Raw genomic sequence first — 18,385 nt, 5'->3', positions numbered from 1 at the left:
GTCCCGGTCGGCGGTTGTTCAGGAGGGGCCTGTTATGGTCATCCGTATCCCCCAAAACAGTAAAAATTTCTGCATGGGAGAGAGCCGTGAGGACTGTCAGGAAGATCGCAATCGCCGCCTCCATGGCCGTCGGAGCAGCCGTTCCCGTGGCCGTGATGGCGGCGCCCGCCGCGAACGCCCAGGGGACGGCCTTCATGGCCTACCACGGTGTGAGCGCGGCCGAGCAGAAGGTGCGCTTCGAGAGGTTGCGCAGCCAGGGGTACCGGCCTGTGGCCGTGGACGTGTCCGGCGGCGGCCGGTACGCGGCAGTGTGGATCAAGGATGGCGTGCAGCCCTGGGCGTTGTACCAGGGCATGTCGGCCAAGGGTTACCAGCAGCGGTTCGACCAGGCGTTGAAGGGCGGGATGCAGCCGGTCTCGGTGGCGGCCACCGGGGCCGGTGACGGCGCGCGGTTCGTGGCCGCGTTCGCGAAGACCGGCGCGAAGTTCTTCGCCAAGCACGGGCTGAGCGGCAGCCAGCTCGCCGCGGCCAACTCCTCGGCCAAGAGCCGCGGGTACGCGCTCACGTCGGTCGACGCGTACGGCACGGCCGGCGACACCCGGTACGTGGCCGTCTGGACGCAGGGCACGCGCGGTGACTGGGACTGCACCGTCGGCAAGACGCTCTCCCAGCACGAGGCCGAGTTCAAGTCCCGGACGAAGCGCGGGTATCGGCCGACCGAAATCGCGGTCGCGCCCGACGGCACCTACACGGCCGTGTGGCGCAAGGACGGCCTCAAGTCGTGGGCCCACTACGTCGAGATGAGCGGCTCCGGCTACCAGAAGCGTTTCGACCAGCTCAAGGCCAAGGGGCTGCGGCCGGTGCAGGTGGACGGCGAGGGCGGCCACTACGCCGCCATCTTCGCGGCCGACCGGTAGCCCTCACTCCGAGTTCTCCAGTCCCCAAGTCCCAGCTTCCAAGTCCCAGGCAGAGCGGCCCGTCGGACGAGTGCCCGACGGGCCGCTCCCGGTCTCGCCGGTCCCGCCCCAGCTCCTGGTCCCGCCCCAGCTCCCGGTCCCAGTCCTGGTCCCGGTCGCGCCGCCGGGGTGGCCAGGCGTCAGCGGGCGAGGACGTCGATGTTTCCCGATGTGCTCTTCGCCACGATGGTCCGGTCGCTCGGGACGTTCTTGACCTCCGAGCGCTCGTCGCCGTACCGGCTCTCCGCCGTCACCCGGTACGCCCCCTTGGGCACCGTCGTCCTGACGTACCCGTCGTCCGACACCACGTCCACCTGCGACGGCGGCACGTCGAACGACAGCCGGACGGCCCCCTCGCGGGTCCGCACCCGCACGCTCGCCGACTTCAGCCGCTCGCCCGCGACCAGCCCGTCGTCCCCGTTCAGCCGCAGCCGTCCGGACGTGCCGTTGGCCTTGATCGGTCCGTGCGCCGACACGTCGGCGTCCTGGGTGAGGTCGTCGAGGATCACGCCCTCCTCCGAACCCTCCACGACGAGCCGCACGCCGGGCGGCACCCGGACGTGATACCGGGCGCCGCAGTCGCCGAACACCATCGTGCAGTCGGCGCCGAGCCGCAGCACCCCGTCCTTGAGCGACCAGGACGCGTTGTCCTCGCCCGCCGCCTTGCCGCGCACCCAGCGGTCCACGCGCACCGCGCCCGGCTCGCCCGGCAGGATCCGCAGACCGCCCATCGAGCTCCTGACGGTGAGCTGCCCGCCTGCGTGCGCGAACGCGCGGCTTTCGTGCACCTCCTTCGCGTCCAGCTCGACCCCGCAGCCGCCCGTGACCGTCGCGAGCACGGCCACCGCCGACGCCGCCGCCATCGCCCCCAGAATCCGTCTCATGGGGTGATCGTCGTCTGGCCGCGCCGCTGCGCCATCGGCCATCCGGCCGAGTGGGGATCCACCGTTCGGCCGCATTTCCGCCGCGAGATCTTCTGCAGAGTTCAGAGGGCGGAGAGGAGTTCGCGCACGTGGGACAGCGGATCGTCGCCCATCGGCCGCACCGCGACCGTCGTCGCCCCCGCCTCCCACAGCGCCCGCACCCGCTCGGCCGCCTCCTTCGGAGACCCCGCCGCCATGAAGACGTCCTCGGGCGCCACCCCCAGGAACGTGGCCTGCTCCTCCAGCGCGACCCGCATCACCTCGGGGGTGTCGTCGCCGACGCACAGGAACGTGAACGCCACCAGCTCATGGCCGTCCGAGGCGCCGATCTGCTGAAGGATGCCGGGAATGCGGGCGGGCTCCAGGCCCTCGGGGATGATCGTGCCCTGCGCCACGCGGCCCGACAGCGCGAGCGAGCGCGGCTTCACCACGCCGGCCAGCAGGGGCGGCGGCTCGGCGGGCGGGTGCACGAGGGAGACCCCGTCCAGGTGAACGGCCCGGCCGTGCAGGGTGACGGTCTCGCCGCGCAGCAGCGCCCCCACGGAGGTGATCGTCTCCTCCAGCAACGCCATCGGCGAGGGGGCGGCGGCGCCGACCCGGCGCATCCAGTCCTGGACCCCGTGCCCGATGCCGGCGGCGAGCCGGCCGGGGTGCAGGCGGGCCAGGTTGGCCAGCTCCATCGCAAGGAGCGCCGGGTTGCGCAGCGGGGCGGGGGTGATGCCGATGCCGACCCGGATGCGCTCGGTCACGGCCAGCGCGGTCGCGGCCGAGGACACGGCGCCCGTCCATCCCAGGTCCTCCACGACCCACAGGTCGGCCACGCCCAGGCCGTCCAGCTCGCGGGCGAACGGCACCAGCAGCTCCGGCGCCAGGTCGCGGTCGAACATCACTCCGAGTCTCACAGCAGCCTCCCCTGTCACGTCGGTCAGGCGGCACGGCCGTCTGCCCCTCCTCGGCCCGCCCTTGGGGTGACCCCCGAGGGCCGGGGGAGCGGTGAGGCGCGAGGCGGCCGTCCGGCCTTCGAGTATCCAGTACGGGGGATGTGCGCGGCGCAGGGGACGTGTGTTCCCGTCCTGGCGAGTACCGGCGCCGCGACCATGGCGGACGGGAAGTCGCCCGGCGGGCGGTTCAGAATCCGACGGTTTCCCGGAGCAGCAGGACGGTGCCGCGTCCAGGCTGGTGTTCCGCGTTGAGGACGAGAAGGCGGTTGACGGCGCTGGGGCACCCGTAGACCTCCAGGGAACGAGCGTTCTCCAGCGGCAGGCAGTGGGCCTCGATGCGACGCAGCGCGGTACTCAGATCGGGCACCACCTACGGGCGACCGGATCAAGAACATCTGGGTGGTACGCAACCCCGACGAACTCCGTCGCTGGACGACGGGCTGAGGCGCGTCCGCCGGCCAGGGGTGCCGGGGGGTCCCAAGGGGTCACAGGGGAAAGGGCCGAGACCGGCCGCCGCGGGTCAGGCCGCCGCGGCCGACATGGCCGAGCAGGCCTCCTCGATCGACGAGGCCGTCTCGAAGTGACGGTCCAGGTTCGTGATCGTGAACAGATGGCTGATCATGCCGTCCACCAGTACGAGGATCATCCGGCCGCGTGAGTGGTGCACGTGGTTGAACGCGCCCACCAGCACTCCCAGCCCCACCGAGTCGCAGAACGGGACCTCTGTCAGGTCAATGACCACGTTGGCGGAGTCGCTCCTGGCCAGGACGTGGTCGAGTTCCGCCCGCAGGCGCGGGGCTCCGGCCACGTCGAGGTCACCGACGACGCGCACAACCGTACAGGGGTCCTCCCGCCAATACTTGACCACCATGACGGTCCAGTGCCCGAAGTAAGAACACTTATGCCTATTTCTTGCATATGTTCTGAGTTGCCGTTTTCGCAGCCGGCGTGGCGGTTGACGAGGGCTTAGCCCCGGGCGTCTGCACGACCGGCTTCTGGATCTTGGGATCGTCGGTGCCCACGATGACCTCGACGCCCTTGACGTCGCCGGCCTCGCGCAGCTCCGCGCCGGGGATCGCGGCCGCGACGGTGCGGGCGGAGTCCTCGCGGTCGGGGGCGTAGCGGATGACCGTCTTCTTGTAGTCCTTGTTCGTGGTGTTGCCGGGCTGGTCCGGCACGCGGAACCCGGCCGCCACCAGCGCCTCCTTCGTCCGCGCGCCGAGCCCCGTGACGAGCGTGCCGTTCTTGACCGTGACGGCGATGCGCTCCGGCGGGATCGCCTCGCCGGCGGGCTTGCCCGTGGGCTTGGCGGTGGCCGAGGTGGAGGAGGACGGCGAGGGGCTGGGCTTGACGAGGTCCTCGTCGGCGGCGATCCGGCGGAACAGCTCGCGCGCCGCCACGTCGTCCCACAGCACCGCCGACTCGCCGGTCGGCGCCTTGAAGTCGACGTTCTTGAGCGGCACGTCGGCGAACGCGACGTCGTCCAGCGACACGTCGCGCATCTGCTCGACGAGCCCCGTCAGCCCGTCGTCGGGGTCGACCTTGATGGTGCGCAGCGTCGAGTTGACGAACCCGGCCAGCTTGCCCGGGTTGGCGAGCGTGCCGGCGCTGAGGGCGCGGTCCAGCAGCGCCGAGATCACCTGCTGCTGCCGGTCGATGCGGTCGAGGTCGGAACGGGCCGTGGCGCGGGTGCGGGCGTAGCCGAGCGCCTGGGCGCCGTGCAGTTCGTGGGTGCCGGCGGTGAGCGCGAGCCCCGTCTTGGGGTCGTTGATGGGCACCGGGGTGCAGACCGTGACCCCGCCGAGCGCGTCCACGACGTCGATGAAGCCGAGGACGTTGACCTCGATGTAGCGGTTGACGGACAGCCCGGTCACCTGCTCCACGGTCTCCTTGGCGAGCCTCGGCCCGCCGAACTGATACGCGGAGTTGATCTTGTGCTGGCCCTTGCCCGGGATGGTCGTCCAGGTGTCACGGGGGAGGCTCACCACGGTGATCTTGCGATGGTCCTCGGACAGGTGGATGACCATCATCGTGTCGGTCCGCTGCCCGACCTCGCGACCCAGCTTGAGCTGGTTCTGCTGCTTGCGGGTGAGGTCGTCGCGCTTGTCCACGCCGACGAGCAGGATGTTCATCGCGCCGCGGGACACCGGCTCGGTCACCCCGGCGTCCACCGTGCCGATCTGCCGGGGGGTCGCCCACACCACGCCGGTGCCGACGAGGACGCTCGCGGACAGCAGGCCCGAAATGATCAGGTTGCGCCGGCGCGCCTTCGCGCCGCGGCCCGGCCTGCGCCTGCGACCGGGTGCGAGCCTGACGCCGCCGTAGGCGTCGCCGCCCACGTGTACCCCAGCGTCCTCCTCGCCCGGGTCGCGCATCCGTCCCCCTCTTGTTCCGCCGCGAGGATCGGGCTTTCGATTGCCCTCCTCCCCTGCTCGTACAGTAGCGTGAGCCCCGCCATGAAGCAGTTCCCCGACTCGCCGCACGCGCCAGCGGAGACCCGTAGCTGGCCGCCCATCTCCGTCGTCATGCCCGTCCTCAACGAGGAGCGGCATCTTCGCGAGGCCGTCGACCAGGTCCTCGCCCAGAGCTATCCCGGCGAGATCGAGGTCGTCCTCGCCGTCGGACCGTCCCAAGACCGCACCCAGGAGGTCGCCGACGCCATCGCGGCGGCCGACCCGAGGGTCGTCGTCGTGCCCAACCCGACGGGCCGCACCCCCAACGCGCTCAACGCCGCCATCGCGGCCTCGCGCAGCGGCGTCGTCGCCCGGGTCGACGGGCACGCCATGCTGCCGTCCGACTACCTGCGGGTGGCGGTCGAGACGTTGGAGGAGACCGGCGCCGACAACGTGGGCGGCGTCATGGCGGCCGAGGGCGTGACCGCCTTCGAGCAGGCCGTCGCCTGCGCCATGACGTCCAAGATCGGCGTGGGCGCCGCCGCCTTCCACGTGGGCGGCACGGCGGGCCCGGCCGACACCGTCTACCTGGGCGTGTTCCGGCGCTCCGCGCTCGACCGGGTCGGCGGCTACGACGAGCACTTCCAGCGCGCCCAGGACTGGGAGATGAACCACCGCATCCGCCAGAGCGGCGGCCTGGTGTGGTTCCAGCCCCGCATGCGCGTGACCTACCGGCCCCGGCCCAACGTCAAGGCGCTGGCCAAGCAGTACTTCCACTACGGCCGCTGGCGGCGCGTCGTCTCACGCACCCACGAGGGCACGATCAACCTGCGCTACCTCGCGCCGCCGGCCGCCGTGCTGGCGATGGCGCTCGGGCTGGTCGTCTCGCCGTTCTTCCCGCTCGGGCTGATCATCCCGGGCGGCTATCTGCTGGCCATCCTGGGCGGTTCGGTGCTGACCGGCAGCGGCTACCCGATGAAGGTCAAGGCCAGGCTGCCGCTGGTGTACGCCACCATGCACGTCTCGTGGGGCTGGGGCTTCCTGACCAGCCCGCGCAAGCTGGCCCGCCCGTCGCCCCAGCAGGGCCACCTCTCACTCCACTGACCCGTCCGTCTCGGGCGCGCGTCCACCGTTCCAACGGGTGCGCGCGCCCCCACAGGTCAGCGCGCCGACGACGCGTCCACGACCTGGCCCGTGAGGCGTGACGCCAGCACGGCCAGCCACGCCCCGGCCGTCTCCTCCGCCGTCCCACCGCCGGTGACGCAGTTGACCCGCACCCCCTCGCCGGCCCACGCGGCCGCCAGCGACCGGGCCAGGGCCGTCACCGCCGCCTCGGCCGGCGCCCCCAGCGGGTCCTCCGCCCCCGCCGGGACGCACAGCAGCAGGCCGCCGCCGCTCTCCATCAGCCGCGGGTACGCGGCCCGCGCCACGTTGACCGGCCCCAGGTACCCGGACACCGCCGCCTCGGCCACGCTCTCGTCCGCCGCCTCCATGAGGCCCCCGGCCCCTCCCGCCGCGACGGCGAGGACGAGGTGGTCGATCCGCCCCACCCCGGCCAGCGCCTTGGCCAGGGAGCGCGGGTCGTCCAGCCGCAGCCCGTCGCGCTCGCACGACAGGACCACCGCCCGCGCCCCGTGCCGGGACGCCAGCTCCGCCGCCTCCCGCACCCCCGCGCCCCCGGCGTCGAGGAGCACCACCGTCCGCCCCGCCAGCGCGTCCTCCTCCGGCAGAGCCGGGACGGGTGACGCCTCGAACAGCGCCGCCGCGATCCGCGCGTCCACCGGATGGGTGATCTTCAGGTTGCGCTCGCTGCCGGGCACGATGTGGATCGGCACGTCAGGCAGGTAGCGCAGCACCACCCCGCAGTCGTCGGTCGCCGGCCGGTCGGCGAAGCCCGGGTCGGCCAGCGCCCGCTCGTACGCCTCCCTGATGACCGACAGGCGGAAGCACTGCGGCGTCTGCGCCCGGCGCAGCAGTGACCGGTCCAGCACCTCCGTGATCGTCTCCCCGCCGGGCCCCGGCTCGACCGCGAAGATCGTGTCGGAGCTCGGGATGGCCACCTCGACGGCCCGGTGATCCCGCAACGCGCGCACACAGTCCGTGATGATCCGGGGCTCCAGCAACGGCCGGACGGCGTCGTGCAGCAGCACGTCGCACTCGTCCTCGCCGATCGCCCGCAGCGCCCGCCAGGTGCTCTCCGTACGGCTCGCCCCGCCCTCGACGACCTTGGTCACCTTCCGGAACCCGGCCCGCGCGACCAGCTCCCTCGCCTCGTCCACGAGACCCGGCGTCATCAGCACGACGACCTCGTCGATGTCGGGGGAGCCGTCGAACAGGGCGATCGAGTGCTCAAGGATGGTCCGTCCGGCGACGGTGGCCAGCTGCTTGGGCCGGCCGAGCCCCATGCGCTGCCCCACTCCGCCCGCCAGCACGACCCCGACGGCGCGCAACCCAGAATCCATACCCGGAGCGTAACGGTCTGGGTCCGTGATATCCCGTCGCCCTCTCGCTACGCTGAGTCCACGCACTCCCTCACGACCGGGAGGACCCTGCGCTTGACACCTTCCTTGACCCGCGCGAGCTCCACGGCCTCCGTGGTCCTGCTCGCCACGACCCCGGCATGCAGGCTCTCCTGCGCCGACGGCACGTTGCTCGACCGGCTCGGCGACCAGCTCGCGGCGCTCTCCGTCCGCGACGTCCAGGTGCTGACGCCCGGCGGCGCGCTGCTCGCGCACGGCGAGCAGCCCGAGCCCGAGCATGCCGCCCACGCCGGAGGGCTCGGCGCCGACCTGCGCGCCGTGGCCAAGCTGGCCCGCGGCTCGACCGGCCCGCTCGTCGTGCTGCCCGCCGACCTCGTCGCCCACAACGACGCGCTCGGCCTGCTGCTCCAGCATCCGGCGCGCGGCTCGGCCGCGCTCGTCTCCTCCGACGCCGATGTCGGGCCGCTGCGCCCGCCTCTGCGGGTGGAGGGCGGCCGGGTGGTGGCCGCGGCCAGCTCGTTCCACACCGTGCCGCAGGCCAACGCCACCTTCCGCGGTGTGCTCCAGGCGGGCGAGGCCGACCTCGGCTCGCTCGCCGACGTCGCGGAGGAGCTGGCCGACCTCGCCGAGAGCGGCCGGCTCGGCCCCGTCAGCGCCGTCGAGGCGGTCGACCTGCTGCTCGTGGGGCTGGTCAGGGCGGGGGCGCGGGTCCGCGCGGCCCGGCTCGGCCCGCTGCACGCCGACCGGGTGACCGGGCAGGCGGGCGCCGACGGCGCGATCACCCGGCTCGCGGAGGTGGACGAGGACCAGGTGCGCCTCGACACCGCCGTCAAGGACCGGGACGGCTTCTTCACGACGTTCTTCGTCTCCTCCTGGTCGCGCCACCTGGTGCGCCCGGCGGCGCGGCTCAGGCTCACGCCCAACACGGTCACGGGCTGCTCCGTCGGCCTGGCCGTCCTGGCGGCCGTCTGGTTCTCGGCCGGCACGCGGGGCGCGATGGTGCTGGGCGCGGTGCTGGTCTACCTGTCGTTCGTGCTCGACTGCCTGGACGGCCAGCTCGCCCGCTACACCCGCGCGTTCACGCCGCTCGGGGCGTGGGCCGACGGCATGGCCGACCGGCTGAAGGAGTACGTCGTCTACGCGGGTCTCGCCCTCGGCTACGCCGGCGGCCTGCCGTGGCAGCACGGCGGCCCCGACGGGATCTGGTACCTCGCCGTCGCCGCGATGATCGTCCAGGTCGTACGGCACGCGATCGACTTCGCCTACGGGGGATCGGTGGCCGACGCGGCCAAGATCGGCGCGCTGTGGGCCAAGCCGGTGCGCTCGCTGCTGGAGGAGACCGACGGCCGCGCCGGCGCTCCCGCGCAGGGCGTGCTGGGCCTGTCCCACCGGCTGGAGCGCGACTCGCTGATCCACTGGGCGAAGAAGATGATCGTGCTGCCCATCGGCGAGCGGATGGCCCTTATCGCGGTGACCGCCGCGCTGTTCAACGCCCGCGTGACGTTCGCGGCGCTCATCACCTGGGGCGCCGTCGCGGCCCTCTACCAGCTCACGGGGCGGATCGTGAGGTCGGCACGATGACCGGTGTCCACCAGCCCACCGGGCGGATCGCGAGGTCGGCACGATGACCACCGTGCACATGACGCCGGTGCCGAGGAGCACGGTCGTCACCTACCGCGACGACGGGCCGCTCTCGCGCGGCATGGGCGCGCTCGTGGCGGGCCAGCTCCCGCCGCTGCCGCCGGTCGTGGCCGGCGCGTTCGTCACCGGCGTCCTGCTGATGCTCGGCGTGGCCGGGAGCGACGGGCTGGCGCTCTTCGCGCCCGCCGTGACGCTGCTGCTGGCCGGGCCGGGCAGCTCCCACCCGCACGACGGCCGCTTCGACTGGTTCGTGCCGCCGGTCCTGCGGGTGATCGAGTACGCGTTCGTGGCGGCCTGCGGGTTCGCCCACGGCGTCCACCCCGTGCTGATCATGCTGCTGCTCGGCGCGCTCGCCTTCCACCACTACGACCTGGTGTACCGGCTGCGGCAGCGGGTCTACCCGCCGCCGTGGCTGTCCACGTTCGGCCTCGGCTGGGAGGGACGGATGCTGGTGATCGCGCTGGCGGGCGTCGCCGGCGTGATGACCTTCGGTTACGCGCTCCTCGCGCTCTACCTGTGGGGGCTCTTCGGCTGGGAGAGTCTCACGTGCTGGCTCGCCGCACCCCGCTCCGCGCCGGAGCCGGCGGCCGAGGCGGCCGACATGGGAACGCAAGACTAACGGCGGATTACCCGCACAGGCCCGAAAGCCAACTAACCTTTGGGCCTACGGTAGTCATGCTCGACTGAGGAGTGCACGTTGCTGGGAATGGTGCTGGCCGCTGGAGCCGGAAGACGTCTGCGGCCGTACACCGACACGCTGCCCAAGGCACTCGTGCCGGTCGACGGCGAGACGACGATCATGGACATCTCGCTGCGCAACCTCGCCGAGGTCGACCTGCGCGAGGTCGTGGTGATCGTGGGATACGCCGCCCAGGCCGTGCACGAGCGCAAGGAGGAGCTGGAGCGCCGCCACGGGGTCAAGCTCACCCTCGTCCACAACGACAAGGCCGAGGAGTGGAACAACGCCTACTCCCTCTGGTGCGCCCGCGACTACTTCGCGCAGGGCGCGCTGCTCGTCAACGGCGACACCGTCCACCCCGTCTCGGTCGAGAAGACGCTCCTGTCCGCGCCCGAGACCAGCGACATCCTGCTCGCCGTCGACGACGTGAAGAAGCTCGCCGACGAGGAGATGAAGGTCACCCTCGACGGCGGCGCGGTCAGGCGCATCACCAAGCTCATGGACCCGGCCGAGGCGTACGGCGAGTACATCGGCGCCACGCTGATCCGGCCGGGCGCGGCCGAGCGGCTCGCCGACGCGCTCCAGGCCACCTTCGAGCGCGACCCGCAGCTCTACTACGAGGACGGCTACCAGGAGATGATCGAGCGCGGCGAGCAGATCCACGTCGCGCCGATCGGCGAGGTCGACTGGGTCGAGGTGGACAACCACGACGACCTGGCCAAGGCCCGCACCATCGCCGTCCGCTACTGAGGGGGCCGCGATGCCGCTTCCAGCCGCTTCTGAGGGGGCCGCATGCCGCTCCTAGCGCGGATGCTGCCGGCGCCGCTGACCATGGAGGTCAGGCGGGGCGCGGTGGCGCAGCTCGGCGCGCTGCTCGCCGACAGCCGGGTGGCGACCTCCGGCCGCGTCGCGGTGGCGGTCGGCCCCGGCCAGGGCGACCACATCGAGGGCCTGATCGCGCCCACGCTCGACGAGGCCGAGGTGTTCCGGGTGGCCGACGGGTCGGTCGAGGCGGCCGTCTCGCTGGGTGCCGACCTGCGCAAGGGCGCCTACGAGGTGGTGGTGGGCGTCGGCGGCGGTCGCACGATCGACGCGACCAAGTACGCCGCCTCGCTCGCCGGCATCCCCATGGTCGCCGTGGCCACCAACCTGTCCCACGACGGCATCTGCTCGCCGACGGCCTCGCTGACGTACGAGGGCGGCAAGGGCTCCTTCGGCGTGCCGATGCCGCTCGCGATCCTCGTGGACCTCGACTTCGTGCACAACGCGCCCGAGTCGCTGGTCCGCTCCGGCGTGGGCGACGTGGTCAGCAACCTGTCGGCCATCGACGACTGGATCCTCAGCAACGTCGAGCGCGGCGAGCCGATCGACGGCCTGGCCTGCTCGATGGCCCGCACCTCGGCCGAGGCGCTGATCGGGCGCGACGACTCGATCGAGTCCGACGCGTTCCTGACGGTCCTGGCCGAGTCGCTGATCCTGTCGGGCATGTCCATGGTGATCGCCGGGTCCTCGCGGCCGTCGAGCGGCGGAGATCATGAGATCCTTCATGCCGTGGATCAACTCTTCCCGGGCACCTCCAACCACGGCGAGCTCGCCGGCATCGGTGCCGCCTTCTGCTTCTTCCTCAGGGAGGACGAGGCCCGGCTCGCGCAGGTCACCGGATGCCTGCGCCGCCACCGGCTGCCCGTGTCGCCGGCCGAGATCGGGCTGAGCGCGGAGCAGTTCGCCGAGGCCGTCGCGCTGGCGCCCGCCACGCGCCCCGGCCGCTACACGATCCTGGAGCACCTGCGCATGAGCGACTCCGAGATCCGCGATCGGGTTGAGGACTATGTCCGGGCCTTCGGTAGCTGAGCTGCGCCAGGTGGCCCAGCCCCCGGGCCACCTGGAGCGCCGCAACGGCGAGCACTGGGCGGGCGTGCTCTACATGCGCCGCCTGTCCATCTACGCCACCTGGCTGCTGGCCAAGACCCCCGTCACGCCCAACCAGCTCACCTGGCTGATGACGGTGGTCGGGATCCTGGCCGGGGTCGTGCTGGCCCTGCCGGGCCCGTGGGCCGTCGTGCTCGCCGCCCTGCTCACGCAGGTCTACCTGCTGCTCGACTGCTCCGACGGCGAGCTGGCCCGCTGGACCGGCAAGACCTCGCTGGCCGGCGTCTACCTCGACCGGGTCGGCGCCTACTTCACCGAGGCCGCGCTGCTGGCCGGGCTGGGCTGGCGGGCCTCGGCCGTCCTGCCCGACTGGTACACCGTGCTGGGGTTCGCCGGGGCGCTCGGCGCGATCCTGATCAAGGCCGAGACCGACCTCGTGGACGTGGCCCGGGCCAAGGGCGGCCTCGCGGCCGCTGGCGAGGCGGCCGGGGTGCAGTTCCGCTCCGGGCTGCTGAGCCTGGGCCGGCGGGTGCTGGCGGCGACGAAGTTCCACCGGATCGTGCAGCCGGTCGAGCTGTCGCTGCTCGCGCTGGTGGCGATGGTGATCGATCTGGTGATCGGCGATCTCACGGCCACGCGGGTGCTGGTCGTCGCCTGCTGCGTGGCGGCCGGCCTGCAGGTGGTGCTGCACCTGGTGAGCATCATGGCATCGAGGCGGCTTGCTTGATCAGAAGCCCGGAACCGGTTGCCCGTCCCGTCCGTCGTATTGATCGGACCTCCGTCGTTCGGCGGGGGTTCACGGCCGGTTCCGATACGCTTAGCTCCACCAACATCAGGACCATGCGACCAGCAGACTCGGTGATCATGAAAGAATGCTCCGCCCGTGCCTTCGACGCGTCAGGACGATGATTCGTTGAAGATCTCGTGCGTCATCCTCACCATGGGCAACCGGGTCGCGGAGCTGAACCGGGCGGTCGAGTCCGCGCTCAACCAGATCGACGGCGACGTCGAAGTGGTGATCGTCGGCAACGGCGCCGACGTGCCCGCGGTGTCGGCGACGCCACCCGAGGGCTCGGCCGCGACCGTCAAGACGGTCCGGCTCGACCGCAACACCGGCATCCCGGCCGGCCGCAACCGCGGCGTCGAGGAGTGCTCCGGTGACGTCGTGCTGTTCCTCGACGACGACGGCTGGTACGCCAACCAGAAGGTCGTCTCCCACGTCCGCGACCGGTTCGCCACCGAGCCCGACCTCGCGGTCATCTCGTTCCGGGTGATGGACCCGGAGGGCGGCACCGGCCAGCGTCGCCACGTGCCCCGGCTGCGCGCGGGCGACCCCGAGCGCTCCTCGCCGGTCACCACGTTCCTCGGCGGCGCCTCGGCCATCAGGCGCTCGGCCTTCCTCCAGGTGGGCGGGCTGCCCGAGCGGTTCTTCTACGCGCACGAGGAGACCGACCTGGCCTGGCGGCTGCTCGGCGAGGGCTACCGGATCGAGTACGACGCCGAGACGGTCATGTACCACCCGCAGGTCCCGCCGACCCGGCACGCCGACTTCCACCGGCTCAACGCCCGCAACCGGGTGTGGCTGGCGCGGCGCAATCTGCCGTGGCCCCTGGCCGCCCTCTACCTGCTCGACTGGGTCGTGCTGACCGTGATCCGCGAGCGCGGTTCCGGCCCGGCGCTCAAGGCGTGGTTCTCCGGCTTCTTCGAAGGGCTGCGCACGCCGGCCGGTGAGCGCCGTCCCATGGCCTGGAGCACGGCCTGGCGCATGGTGAAGCTCGGCCGTCCCCCGATCGTCTGACGACCCCCGCTCGCCCCTTCGGGGGCGATCAGGGGTTGATCGCGTCGCCGAAGGTCATCTCCACGCGCGCCACCGTGGACGACGTCAGGGCCCGCTTGGGCAGGCCCAGCTCGCTCAGCTCCTTGGCGACGGGGTGGTTGCCGAGCCGGATCAGCGCCCCGCCGGGCCGTACCCTGACCCCGCGCGCCCGCACCGACCACGGCACGCGCCGGGTGAGCCCGTCGCGGTGCGTGTAGGCGTCGAGCGGCGTCATCGGCCCGGGACCGGGCACGGGCACCCCCGGTTTGAGCAGCATGTCGAGCACGAGCCGCCCGTCCTTGCGCACGATGCAGCGCTTGTACGGCGACGACAGCCGCAGCTCGATGTCCGCCAGCTCCTTCGGGAAGCCCCAGATGCTCCGCCCGGCCTCCAGCGTGAACCCCTGGTCCACCGGCAGCCAGTGGATGAACACCCCCGCCTGCCTGAGGTCGGCCAGCCCGGCCGCGCCCGCCACCCCCGGCGGCCGCACCATGAACGCCATGCCGAACTCGTGGTACCGATCGAGGTCGCCGTCGCGGTAGTCGACGAACGTCAGCACACAGACGGCCTTGCCCGGGAACACCTCGGCCACGTCCAGCCCGGAATAGGCGATCACCGCCCGGGCCGCGTCGGCCCGTACGGGATACATCGCGCTGCAGACGGTCGCGTCGCGCACCTCGACAGGCATGGTGACCGTACGCCCTTGGATCACATGCGATGCCATGCGTCCAGTACATCAACCGGAAAGGGATGTGACCATTCCAGGGGCGGTCTCGTCTGGGCAGATGTGACATCACCGACCACGCGGAGGCCGTCATCATCGAGGAGCTGTACCGCGAGCACTGGGCGCTCGTGTGCGGGTTCCTCCTGCGCCGCACCCGCGACCCCCATCTCGCCGAGGATCTCGCCCAGGAGACGTTCGTCAAGGCCACCCGCGCCCTGCTCGGCTGGCGCGGGGAGAACGCGGCGGCCTGGCTGCTCACCATCGCCCGCAACGTCCTCATCGACCACGTACGGCGCTCCCGCCGGGAGCTCGCCCTACCCGACGCAGACGAGCTCGGCGTCCCCGCGCTGCACGTGGACGCCGTGGACGTGCGCGACGCCCTCGACCGGCTGCCGGAGCGGCACCGCAAGCTGCTCACGCTGGTCTACCTCGAAGGCTTCTCCCTGGTGGAGGTGGCCGCGATGACCGGTACGAAGCACGCGACGATCAAGACCGCGGTGTGGCGCGCGCGGAGCGCGTTCGCCGAGACGTACGGAGGAGTGCGATGAACGAGGACGAGCCGGTGCTGGAACTGCCGGACTTCGACCCCAAGGCGACCCGCAGGTCGGTGCGCCGGGGAATCGTCAGGACGGCGTCGCTGGTGCTGGCCGTGCTGGTGGCGGTCGCGCTCGTGGCGACGCTCGGCTCGGCGGTGGTGCAGAAGCGCGGCGACCGCGAGCAGCGCATGACGGACGTGCTGGGCACCGCCTTCAAGATCTACAATCCGGCGTACAGCATCGTGGTGCAGGACTGCTGCCAGACCACGCCGCTGTCCATGTCGTTCACCGTCGACGCCATCGAGCGGCGGGCCGAGGGCGGCTTCGAGGGCCGCGCCGCCGGCACGTACACCATCACCCAGGACTTCTTCGGCCGGGTCGGCCGGCTGCCGCTCGGCAACTACGCCAACACGCGGCTCAGCACCTCGCTGGCCAACTTCGGCACCACCCTCGACCAGAAGGACCAGGTGCGCAAGGTGCTGGCAAGGCTGCCCGACGGCCTCAACGCGCTGGCCGTCGTCGAGTTCGACAAGCCGCTCTCGCTCGGCGAGCTGGGTGCGTTCCCCGCCGCCTGCGCCGCCCGGCTCGTCTACGAGCGGCGTCCCGGTGCGACCCCGATCACCTGGGACACGACCACCTGGGACCGGGTGCTGCCGGGCATGCGGATCGACCTGCCCTGCGACAAGTCGACGGCGCAGGACCTGGAGCATTTCCGCCGCTGGGTCGGCATGCTGCGCGACCACGACGAGGGGAACCTGCGCCGCTTCGACCTGTCCCTGGCCCGGCTGCGCAAGGCGTCGGCCGACGGCCTCGTCTACGGCTACGTCGACTCCATGGCCAGGATCAAGGACCTGCGCAAGCTCATCGAGGACCCCCGGGTGCGCACCGTCCACCTGGCCGACGTGACCTTCGACCTCGATGACCCCCGCTAGGCCGTCCGCGACAGGGGCGTCTTGACGGCTCGGCTCCGGATCGGGACCGGAAGCCCGGCCCACGCCTCCATCTGCGCCACGAACGCCGGCGCGTGGTCCGGCCAGTGGTGCCGCACCCGGGCCTCCGCGTGGCCGCGCACGCCGTGCGCCGACCGCCGCGCCGGGTCCTCCTTGAGGTCGAGCACGGCGTCCACGACCGCGTCCACGTCCAGCGGCACCACGATCCCGCAGCCGGTCCGCTCCACCAGCGAGGCGGACTGCGCCGTGGCGATCACCGGCACCCCGCGGCCCATGTAGTCGAGGACCTTCGTCGGCACCCCCGTCACCGTCTCGGCGGCCAGCGACAGCCCGGCCAGCGCGCCCTCGGCCATCCGCAGCGCGTGCCGGTTGGGCACGTAGCCGTACCAGTCGAGCAGCCCGACCCGCTGGGCGTCGCGCAGCAGCGGGCGCACGGCCGGGTCGGCGGCGCCGATCAGCTCCATGCGGATCCCGTGCGGCACCAGCCGCTCGGCCACGCCGATCAGCTCCGTCACGCCGCGCTCGGCCGACAGCCGGCCGAGGTGGACGACCCGGGTGTCGCCGGGAACGGGCGGCGCCGCGGCCACCATGGTCGCCTCCGGCACCTCGGAGGAGGTGCAGAGGTGGTGGCGCCGCTCGGCCCGCGCCAGCCGCCGCGCGGTGACGGGCTCGCGGACGTCCCACACGACCGGCGGGCGGCGGTGGGGGAGCAGGCGCAGCAGCGCGTGGTCGTGGACCAGCAGCAGGTCGGCGCCGCGCAGGCCGCGTCTGAGCGCGGCGCCCGCCCGGCCGAACCCCGCCTCGTACGGCACGTCGATCGGGGTGATCCCCATGGGGGGCGTGACGTTGAAATGGGTGAAGGGCGCGACGTAGGACACCTCGTGGCCCGCGTCGAGCAGCGCCCGGATCTGCCGGTGCATGATCCGGGCGTCCTCGGGATGGTGGACGATGGTGGCTACGCATACCCGCATGCGTCGATGCTCGGTGCTTACCAGGTCATAAGCGTTAATGCGGGCCGAACTACCGCTTAACTTCCGGACGGGCGTCGATATAGCCAGGTCAGGCGTGGTTCAAGCACCCACTTGAACACCGTGCGGGTCTCCGGCAGGCACAGCACGATGGCCAGCGCGAAGCAGCTCGAACTGATCGCCAGCACACCGAGCGGGCCGTGCAGCCACGGCAGCTCCAGCCAGCCCTTCTCCTTGGCGATGAGCACCGGGATGCCGTGCAGCAGATAGCAGTAGAGGGTGCGGGTGCCGAGGTCGGAGTACCACGTCTCGCCCCGGGGCACGAGCGCGAGCACCGCGAAGCACACGGCGAGCGAGCAGACGAGCAGCCCGGTGCGCACGCCGAGGCCCATCCACCAGGACAGGTCCATGTCCTGGTAGCTGTGCTTGAAGTAGAAGGGCTTCAGCGTCGCCTTCGGCGCGATGTAGACGGCGACCGCGGCGGCGGAGGCGAGCACCACCAGCGAGACGATCTTGATCCAGCGCCGGTTGAGCAGGTCGAAGTGCTCGGGCTGCATGATCAGGCCGATGACGAAGAACGGCATGAGGCCGAAGAAGCGGTCCATGCTGAAGTCGCCGGAGATCTGGGAGTACCCGGCGAACAGGTAGATGGCGATGGCCACCGGCACGGGGTACTTCATCCGCTTCCACACCGGTGTGGACAGCCGCCAGAACAGCAGCGCCAGGAGGTACCAGTTGAGCCAGGCCGGGTCGATGATCGTCAGCGACCACTTCTGGCCCAGCGCGGTGCGCAGCGCCGCGTAGCCGACCTCGACGATGACGTACGGCACGACGAACGTGTCGACGAGCTTGTTCGTCTTGGCGTTGGAGTTCCAGAAGTTGCGGGACAGGTAGCCGCTGATGATCACGAACAGCGGCATGTGGAAGGTGTAGATGAAGATGTACGCGGCGCGCGAGGAGTCGGCGTCGAGCGTCGGCACCAGCGCGTGGCCGATGGGCACCAGCGCGATCAGGAGGAACTTGACGTTGTCGAGGTAGGGGTCGCGCTTGCGCCGGGGCGGCTCCTGCTGCGCGCCGGGCTTGGCCTGCTTCTCCGGCCCGCCGGGCGCTTTCCGCGGCGCGGTGGGCGCGGTCCCGGGGGTCTTCTCCGGCGCACCGGCCGGGCGGTCGTCCGTGGTGGTCGACGCCTCCGGCCCGTCAGTCGCGCCGGGGGCGGCGGGGCCGGGCAGGACGCCGTGCGGATCGGTCTGCTCGCTCCAGAACGTCTCCTCCGGCAGCGGCCACCGGGCCCCCGTGCTCGCGGGGCCGGCGTTCTCACCGGGGCCCCCGGAGTCCGGGGGAGTGGTGACCGGGGACGACGGCTTGGTCTCAGACACTACGGAGTCGCTCAGCTTCGCTCGGGGCCGGGGGATACGCGACGGCCGCCACGCCTTACTGACGCCCTGACGGCGGGGGACGAGCGGTGTCGCCGACCCGCACCACGATATCCCGGCCGAGACGGTCCTGTCT

The 18,385-nt window shown here is 72.0% G+C and carries 19 protein-coding genes; 10 read left to right on the top strand and 9 right to left on the bottom strand.

All coding sequences use genetic code 11. From position 1 onward, the window contains the following. Positions 1-86 precede the first annotated feature (86 nt). Positions 87-917, top strand: coding sequence for a hypothetical protein (locus tag HTZ77_RS01745; RefSeq protein WP_175587619.1), 831 nt, complete (start codon positions 87-89; stop codon positions 915-917). 179 nt (positions 918-1,096) lie between these two features. Here HTZ77_RS01745 and HTZ77_RS01740 read toward each other — a convergent pair whose 3' ends face one another. From HTZ77_RS01740 to HTZ77_RS01720, 5 genes are all read right to left on the bottom strand, one after another. Further along, complete coding sequence (locus HTZ77_RS01740; protein WP_175587618.1) at positions 1,097-1,840, bottom strand: DUF4097 family beta strand repeat-containing protein; 744 nt, start codon at positions 1,838-1,840, stop codon at positions 1,097-1,099. Between the two features lie 101 nt (positions 1,841-1,941). Beyond that, a complete protein-coding gene (locus HTZ77_RS01735) occupies positions 1,942-2,781 on the bottom strand; it encodes an LLM class flavin-dependent oxidoreductase (protein WP_328808366.1) in 840 nt (279 codons plus the stop codon). A gap of 226 nt (positions 2,782-3,007) precedes the next feature. Next, positions 3,008-3,187, bottom strand: a complete 180-nt coding sequence (locus tag HTZ77_RS01730; RefSeq protein WP_205301953.1) for a hypothetical protein — start codon at positions 3,185-3,187, stop codon at positions 3,008-3,010. 153 nt (positions 3,188-3,340) lie between these two features. Beyond that, the gene (locus HTZ77_RS01725; RefSeq protein ID WP_175587617.1) at positions 3,341-3,691 is read right to left on the bottom strand and encodes an STAS domain-containing protein; all 351 of its coding nucleotides are present in this window, start codon (positions 3,689-3,691) and stop codon (positions 3,341-3,343) included. 34 nt (positions 3,692-3,725) lie between these two features. Then, positions 3,726-5,195: an LCP family protein gene (locus HTZ77_RS01720; protein WP_175587616.1), complete on the bottom strand. Its 1,470-nt coding sequence runs from the start codon at positions 5,193-5,195 to the stop codon at positions 3,726-3,728. 81 nt (positions 5,196-5,276) lie between these two features. Here HTZ77_RS01720 and HTZ77_RS01715 point away from each other — a divergent pair, with 81 nt between their 5' ends. Then, positions 5,277-6,317, top strand: a complete 1,041-nt coding sequence (locus HTZ77_RS01715; protein ID WP_175587615.1) for a glycosyltransferase family 2 protein — start codon at positions 5,277-5,279, stop codon at positions 6,315-6,317. Between the two features lie 56 nt (positions 6,318-6,373). Here HTZ77_RS01715 and HTZ77_RS01710 read toward each other — a convergent pair whose 3' ends face one another. Then, entirely contained in the window at positions 6,374-7,675 is a 1,302-nt protein-coding gene (locus HTZ77_RS01710; RefSeq protein WP_175587614.1) for a bifunctional cytidylyltransferase/SDR family oxidoreductase, read from the bottom strand. 93 nt (positions 7,676-7,768) lie between these two features. Between HTZ77_RS01710 and HTZ77_RS01705 the strand changes: the two genes are divergently transcribed. The 6 genes from HTZ77_RS01705 to HTZ77_RS01680 all read left to right on the top strand — a co-directional run bounded on the left by HTZ77_RS01705 (position 7,769) and on the right by HTZ77_RS01680 (position 13,680). Beyond that, a complete protein-coding gene (locus tag HTZ77_RS01705; RefSeq protein ID WP_268959886.1) occupies positions 7,769-9,274 on the top strand; it encodes a CDP-alcohol phosphatidyltransferase family protein in 1,506 nt (501 codons plus the stop codon). A gap of 43 nt (positions 9,275-9,317) precedes the next feature. Continuing rightward, positions 9,318-9,953: a DUF5941 domain-containing protein gene (locus HTZ77_RS47225; RefSeq protein ID WP_175587613.1), complete on the top strand. Its 636-nt coding sequence runs from the start codon at positions 9,318-9,320 to the stop codon at positions 9,951-9,953. A 78-nt stretch (positions 9,954-10,031) separates the two neighbouring features. Further along, positions 10,032-10,763: a phosphocholine cytidylyltransferase family protein gene (locus HTZ77_RS01695; RefSeq protein WP_175587612.1), complete on the top strand. Its 732-nt coding sequence runs from the start codon at positions 10,032-10,034 to the stop codon at positions 10,761-10,763. 60 nt (positions 10,764-10,823) lie between these two features. Continuing rightward, entirely contained in the window at positions 10,824-11,864 is a 1,041-nt protein-coding gene (locus HTZ77_RS01690) for an iron-containing alcohol dehydrogenase family protein (protein ID WP_175587950.1), read from the top strand. Next, on the top strand, positions 11,842-12,609 hold the full coding sequence (locus tag HTZ77_RS01685; protein ID WP_175587611.1) for a CDP-alcohol phosphatidyltransferase family protein: 768 nt from the start codon (positions 11,842-11,844) through the stop codon (positions 12,607-12,609). Before HTZ77_RS01690 ends, HTZ77_RS01685 begins: the two co-directional genes overlap by 23 nt. 186 nt (positions 12,610-12,795) lie before the next feature. After that, complete coding sequence (locus HTZ77_RS01680; RefSeq protein WP_175587610.1) at positions 12,796-13,680, top strand: glycosyltransferase family 2 protein; 885 nt, start codon at positions 12,796-12,798, stop codon at positions 13,678-13,680. 28 nt (positions 13,681-13,708) lie between these two features. Here HTZ77_RS01680 and HTZ77_RS01675 read toward each other — a convergent pair whose 3' ends face one another. After that, positions 13,709-14,422 carry an acetoacetate decarboxylase family protein gene (locus HTZ77_RS01675; RefSeq protein WP_175587609.1) on the bottom strand — a complete coding sequence of 238 codons (714 nt, stop codon included), beginning with the start codon at positions 14,420-14,422 and terminating at the stop codon, positions 13,709-13,711. Between the two features lie 53 nt (positions 14,423-14,475). On the opposite strand from HTZ77_RS01675, the gene HTZ77_RS01670 reads away from it, so the two are divergent. Together HTZ77_RS01670 and HTZ77_RS01665 are read left to right on the top strand one after the other, a co-directional pair. Beyond that, positions 14,476-14,970: an RNA polymerase sigma factor gene (locus HTZ77_RS01670; protein WP_328808393.1), complete on the top strand. Its 495-nt coding sequence runs from the start codon at positions 14,476-14,478 to the stop codon at positions 14,968-14,970. Continuing rightward, positions 14,967-15,890 carry a hypothetical protein gene (locus HTZ77_RS01665; RefSeq protein WP_175587607.1) on the top strand — a complete coding sequence of 308 codons (924 nt, stop codon included), beginning with the start codon at positions 14,967-14,969 and terminating at the stop codon, positions 15,888-15,890. Before HTZ77_RS01670 ends, HTZ77_RS01665 begins: the two co-directional genes overlap by 4 nt. Here HTZ77_RS01665 and HTZ77_RS01660 read toward each other — a convergent pair. Together HTZ77_RS01660 and HTZ77_RS01655 are read right to left on the bottom strand one after the other, a co-directional pair. Continuing rightward, on the bottom strand, positions 15,887-16,879 hold the full coding sequence (locus HTZ77_RS01660) for a glycosyltransferase (RefSeq protein WP_175587606.1): 993 nt from the start codon (positions 16,877-16,879) through the stop codon (positions 15,887-15,889). The genes HTZ77_RS01665 and HTZ77_RS01660 overlap by 4 nt on opposite strands. A gap of 56 nt (positions 16,880-16,935) precedes the next feature. Then, the gene (locus HTZ77_RS01655) at positions 16,936-18,252 is read right to left on the bottom strand and encodes an acyltransferase family protein (protein ID WP_175587605.1); all 1,317 of its coding nucleotides are present in this window, start codon (positions 18,250-18,252) and stop codon (positions 16,936-16,938) included. Positions 18,253-18,385 lie beyond the last annotated feature (133 nt).

It is taken from the genome of Nonomuraea montanisoli, assembly GCF_013363975.1.
Taxonomy (GTDB): domain Bacteria; phylum Actinomycetota; class Actinomycetes; order Streptosporangiales; family Streptosporangiaceae; genus Nonomuraea; species Nonomuraea montanisoli.
This window is presented reverse-complemented; position numbering and strand designations above follow the sequence as displayed.

Excerpts from the sequence above, each read along its gene's own strand:
- HTZ77_RS01665 (WP_175587607.1), top strand. The coding sequence starts at position 14,967 with ATGAACGAGGACGAGCCGGTGCTGGAACTGCCGGACTTCGACCCCAAG.
- HTZ77_RS01675 (WP_175587609.1), bottom strand. The coding sequence starts at position 14,422 with ATGGCATCGCATGTGATCCAAGGGCGTACGGTCACCATGCCTGTCGAG.
- HTZ77_RS01720 (WP_175587616.1), bottom strand. The coding sequence starts at position 5,195 with ATGCGCGACCCGGGCGAGGAGGACGCTGGGGTACACGTGGGCGGCGAC.
- HTZ77_RS01710 (WP_175587614.1), bottom strand. The coding sequence starts at position 7,675 with ATGGATTCTGGGTTGCGCGCCGTCGGGGTCGTGCTGGCGGGCGGAGTG.
- HTZ77_RS01725 (WP_175587617.1), bottom strand. The coding sequence starts at position 3,691 with ATGGTGGTCAAGTATTGGCGGGAGGACCCCTGTACGGTTGTGCGCGTC.
- HTZ77_RS01715 (WP_175587615.1), top strand. The coding sequence starts at position 5,277 with ATGAAGCAGTTCCCCGACTCGCCGCACGCGCCAGCGGAGACCCGTAGC.
- HTZ77_RS01660 (WP_175587606.1), bottom strand. The coding sequence starts at position 16,879 with ATGCGGGTATGCGTAGCCACCATCGTCCACCATCCCGAGGACGCCCGG.
- HTZ77_RS01685 (WP_175587611.1), top strand. The coding sequence starts at position 11,842 with ATGTCCGGGCCTTCGGTAGCTGAGCTGCGCCAGGTGGCCCAGCCCCCG.
- HTZ77_RS01740 (WP_175587618.1), bottom strand. The coding sequence starts at position 1,840 with ATGAGACGGATTCTGGGGGCGATGGCGGCGGCGTCGGCGGTGGCCGTG.
- HTZ77_RS01690 (WP_175587950.1), top strand. The coding sequence starts at position 10,824 with ATGCTGCCGGCGCCGCTGACCATGGAGGTCAGGCGGGGCGCGGTGGCG.
- HTZ77_RS47225 (WP_175587613.1), top strand. The coding sequence starts at position 9,318 with ATGACCACCGTGCACATGACGCCGGTGCCGAGGAGCACGGTCGTCACC.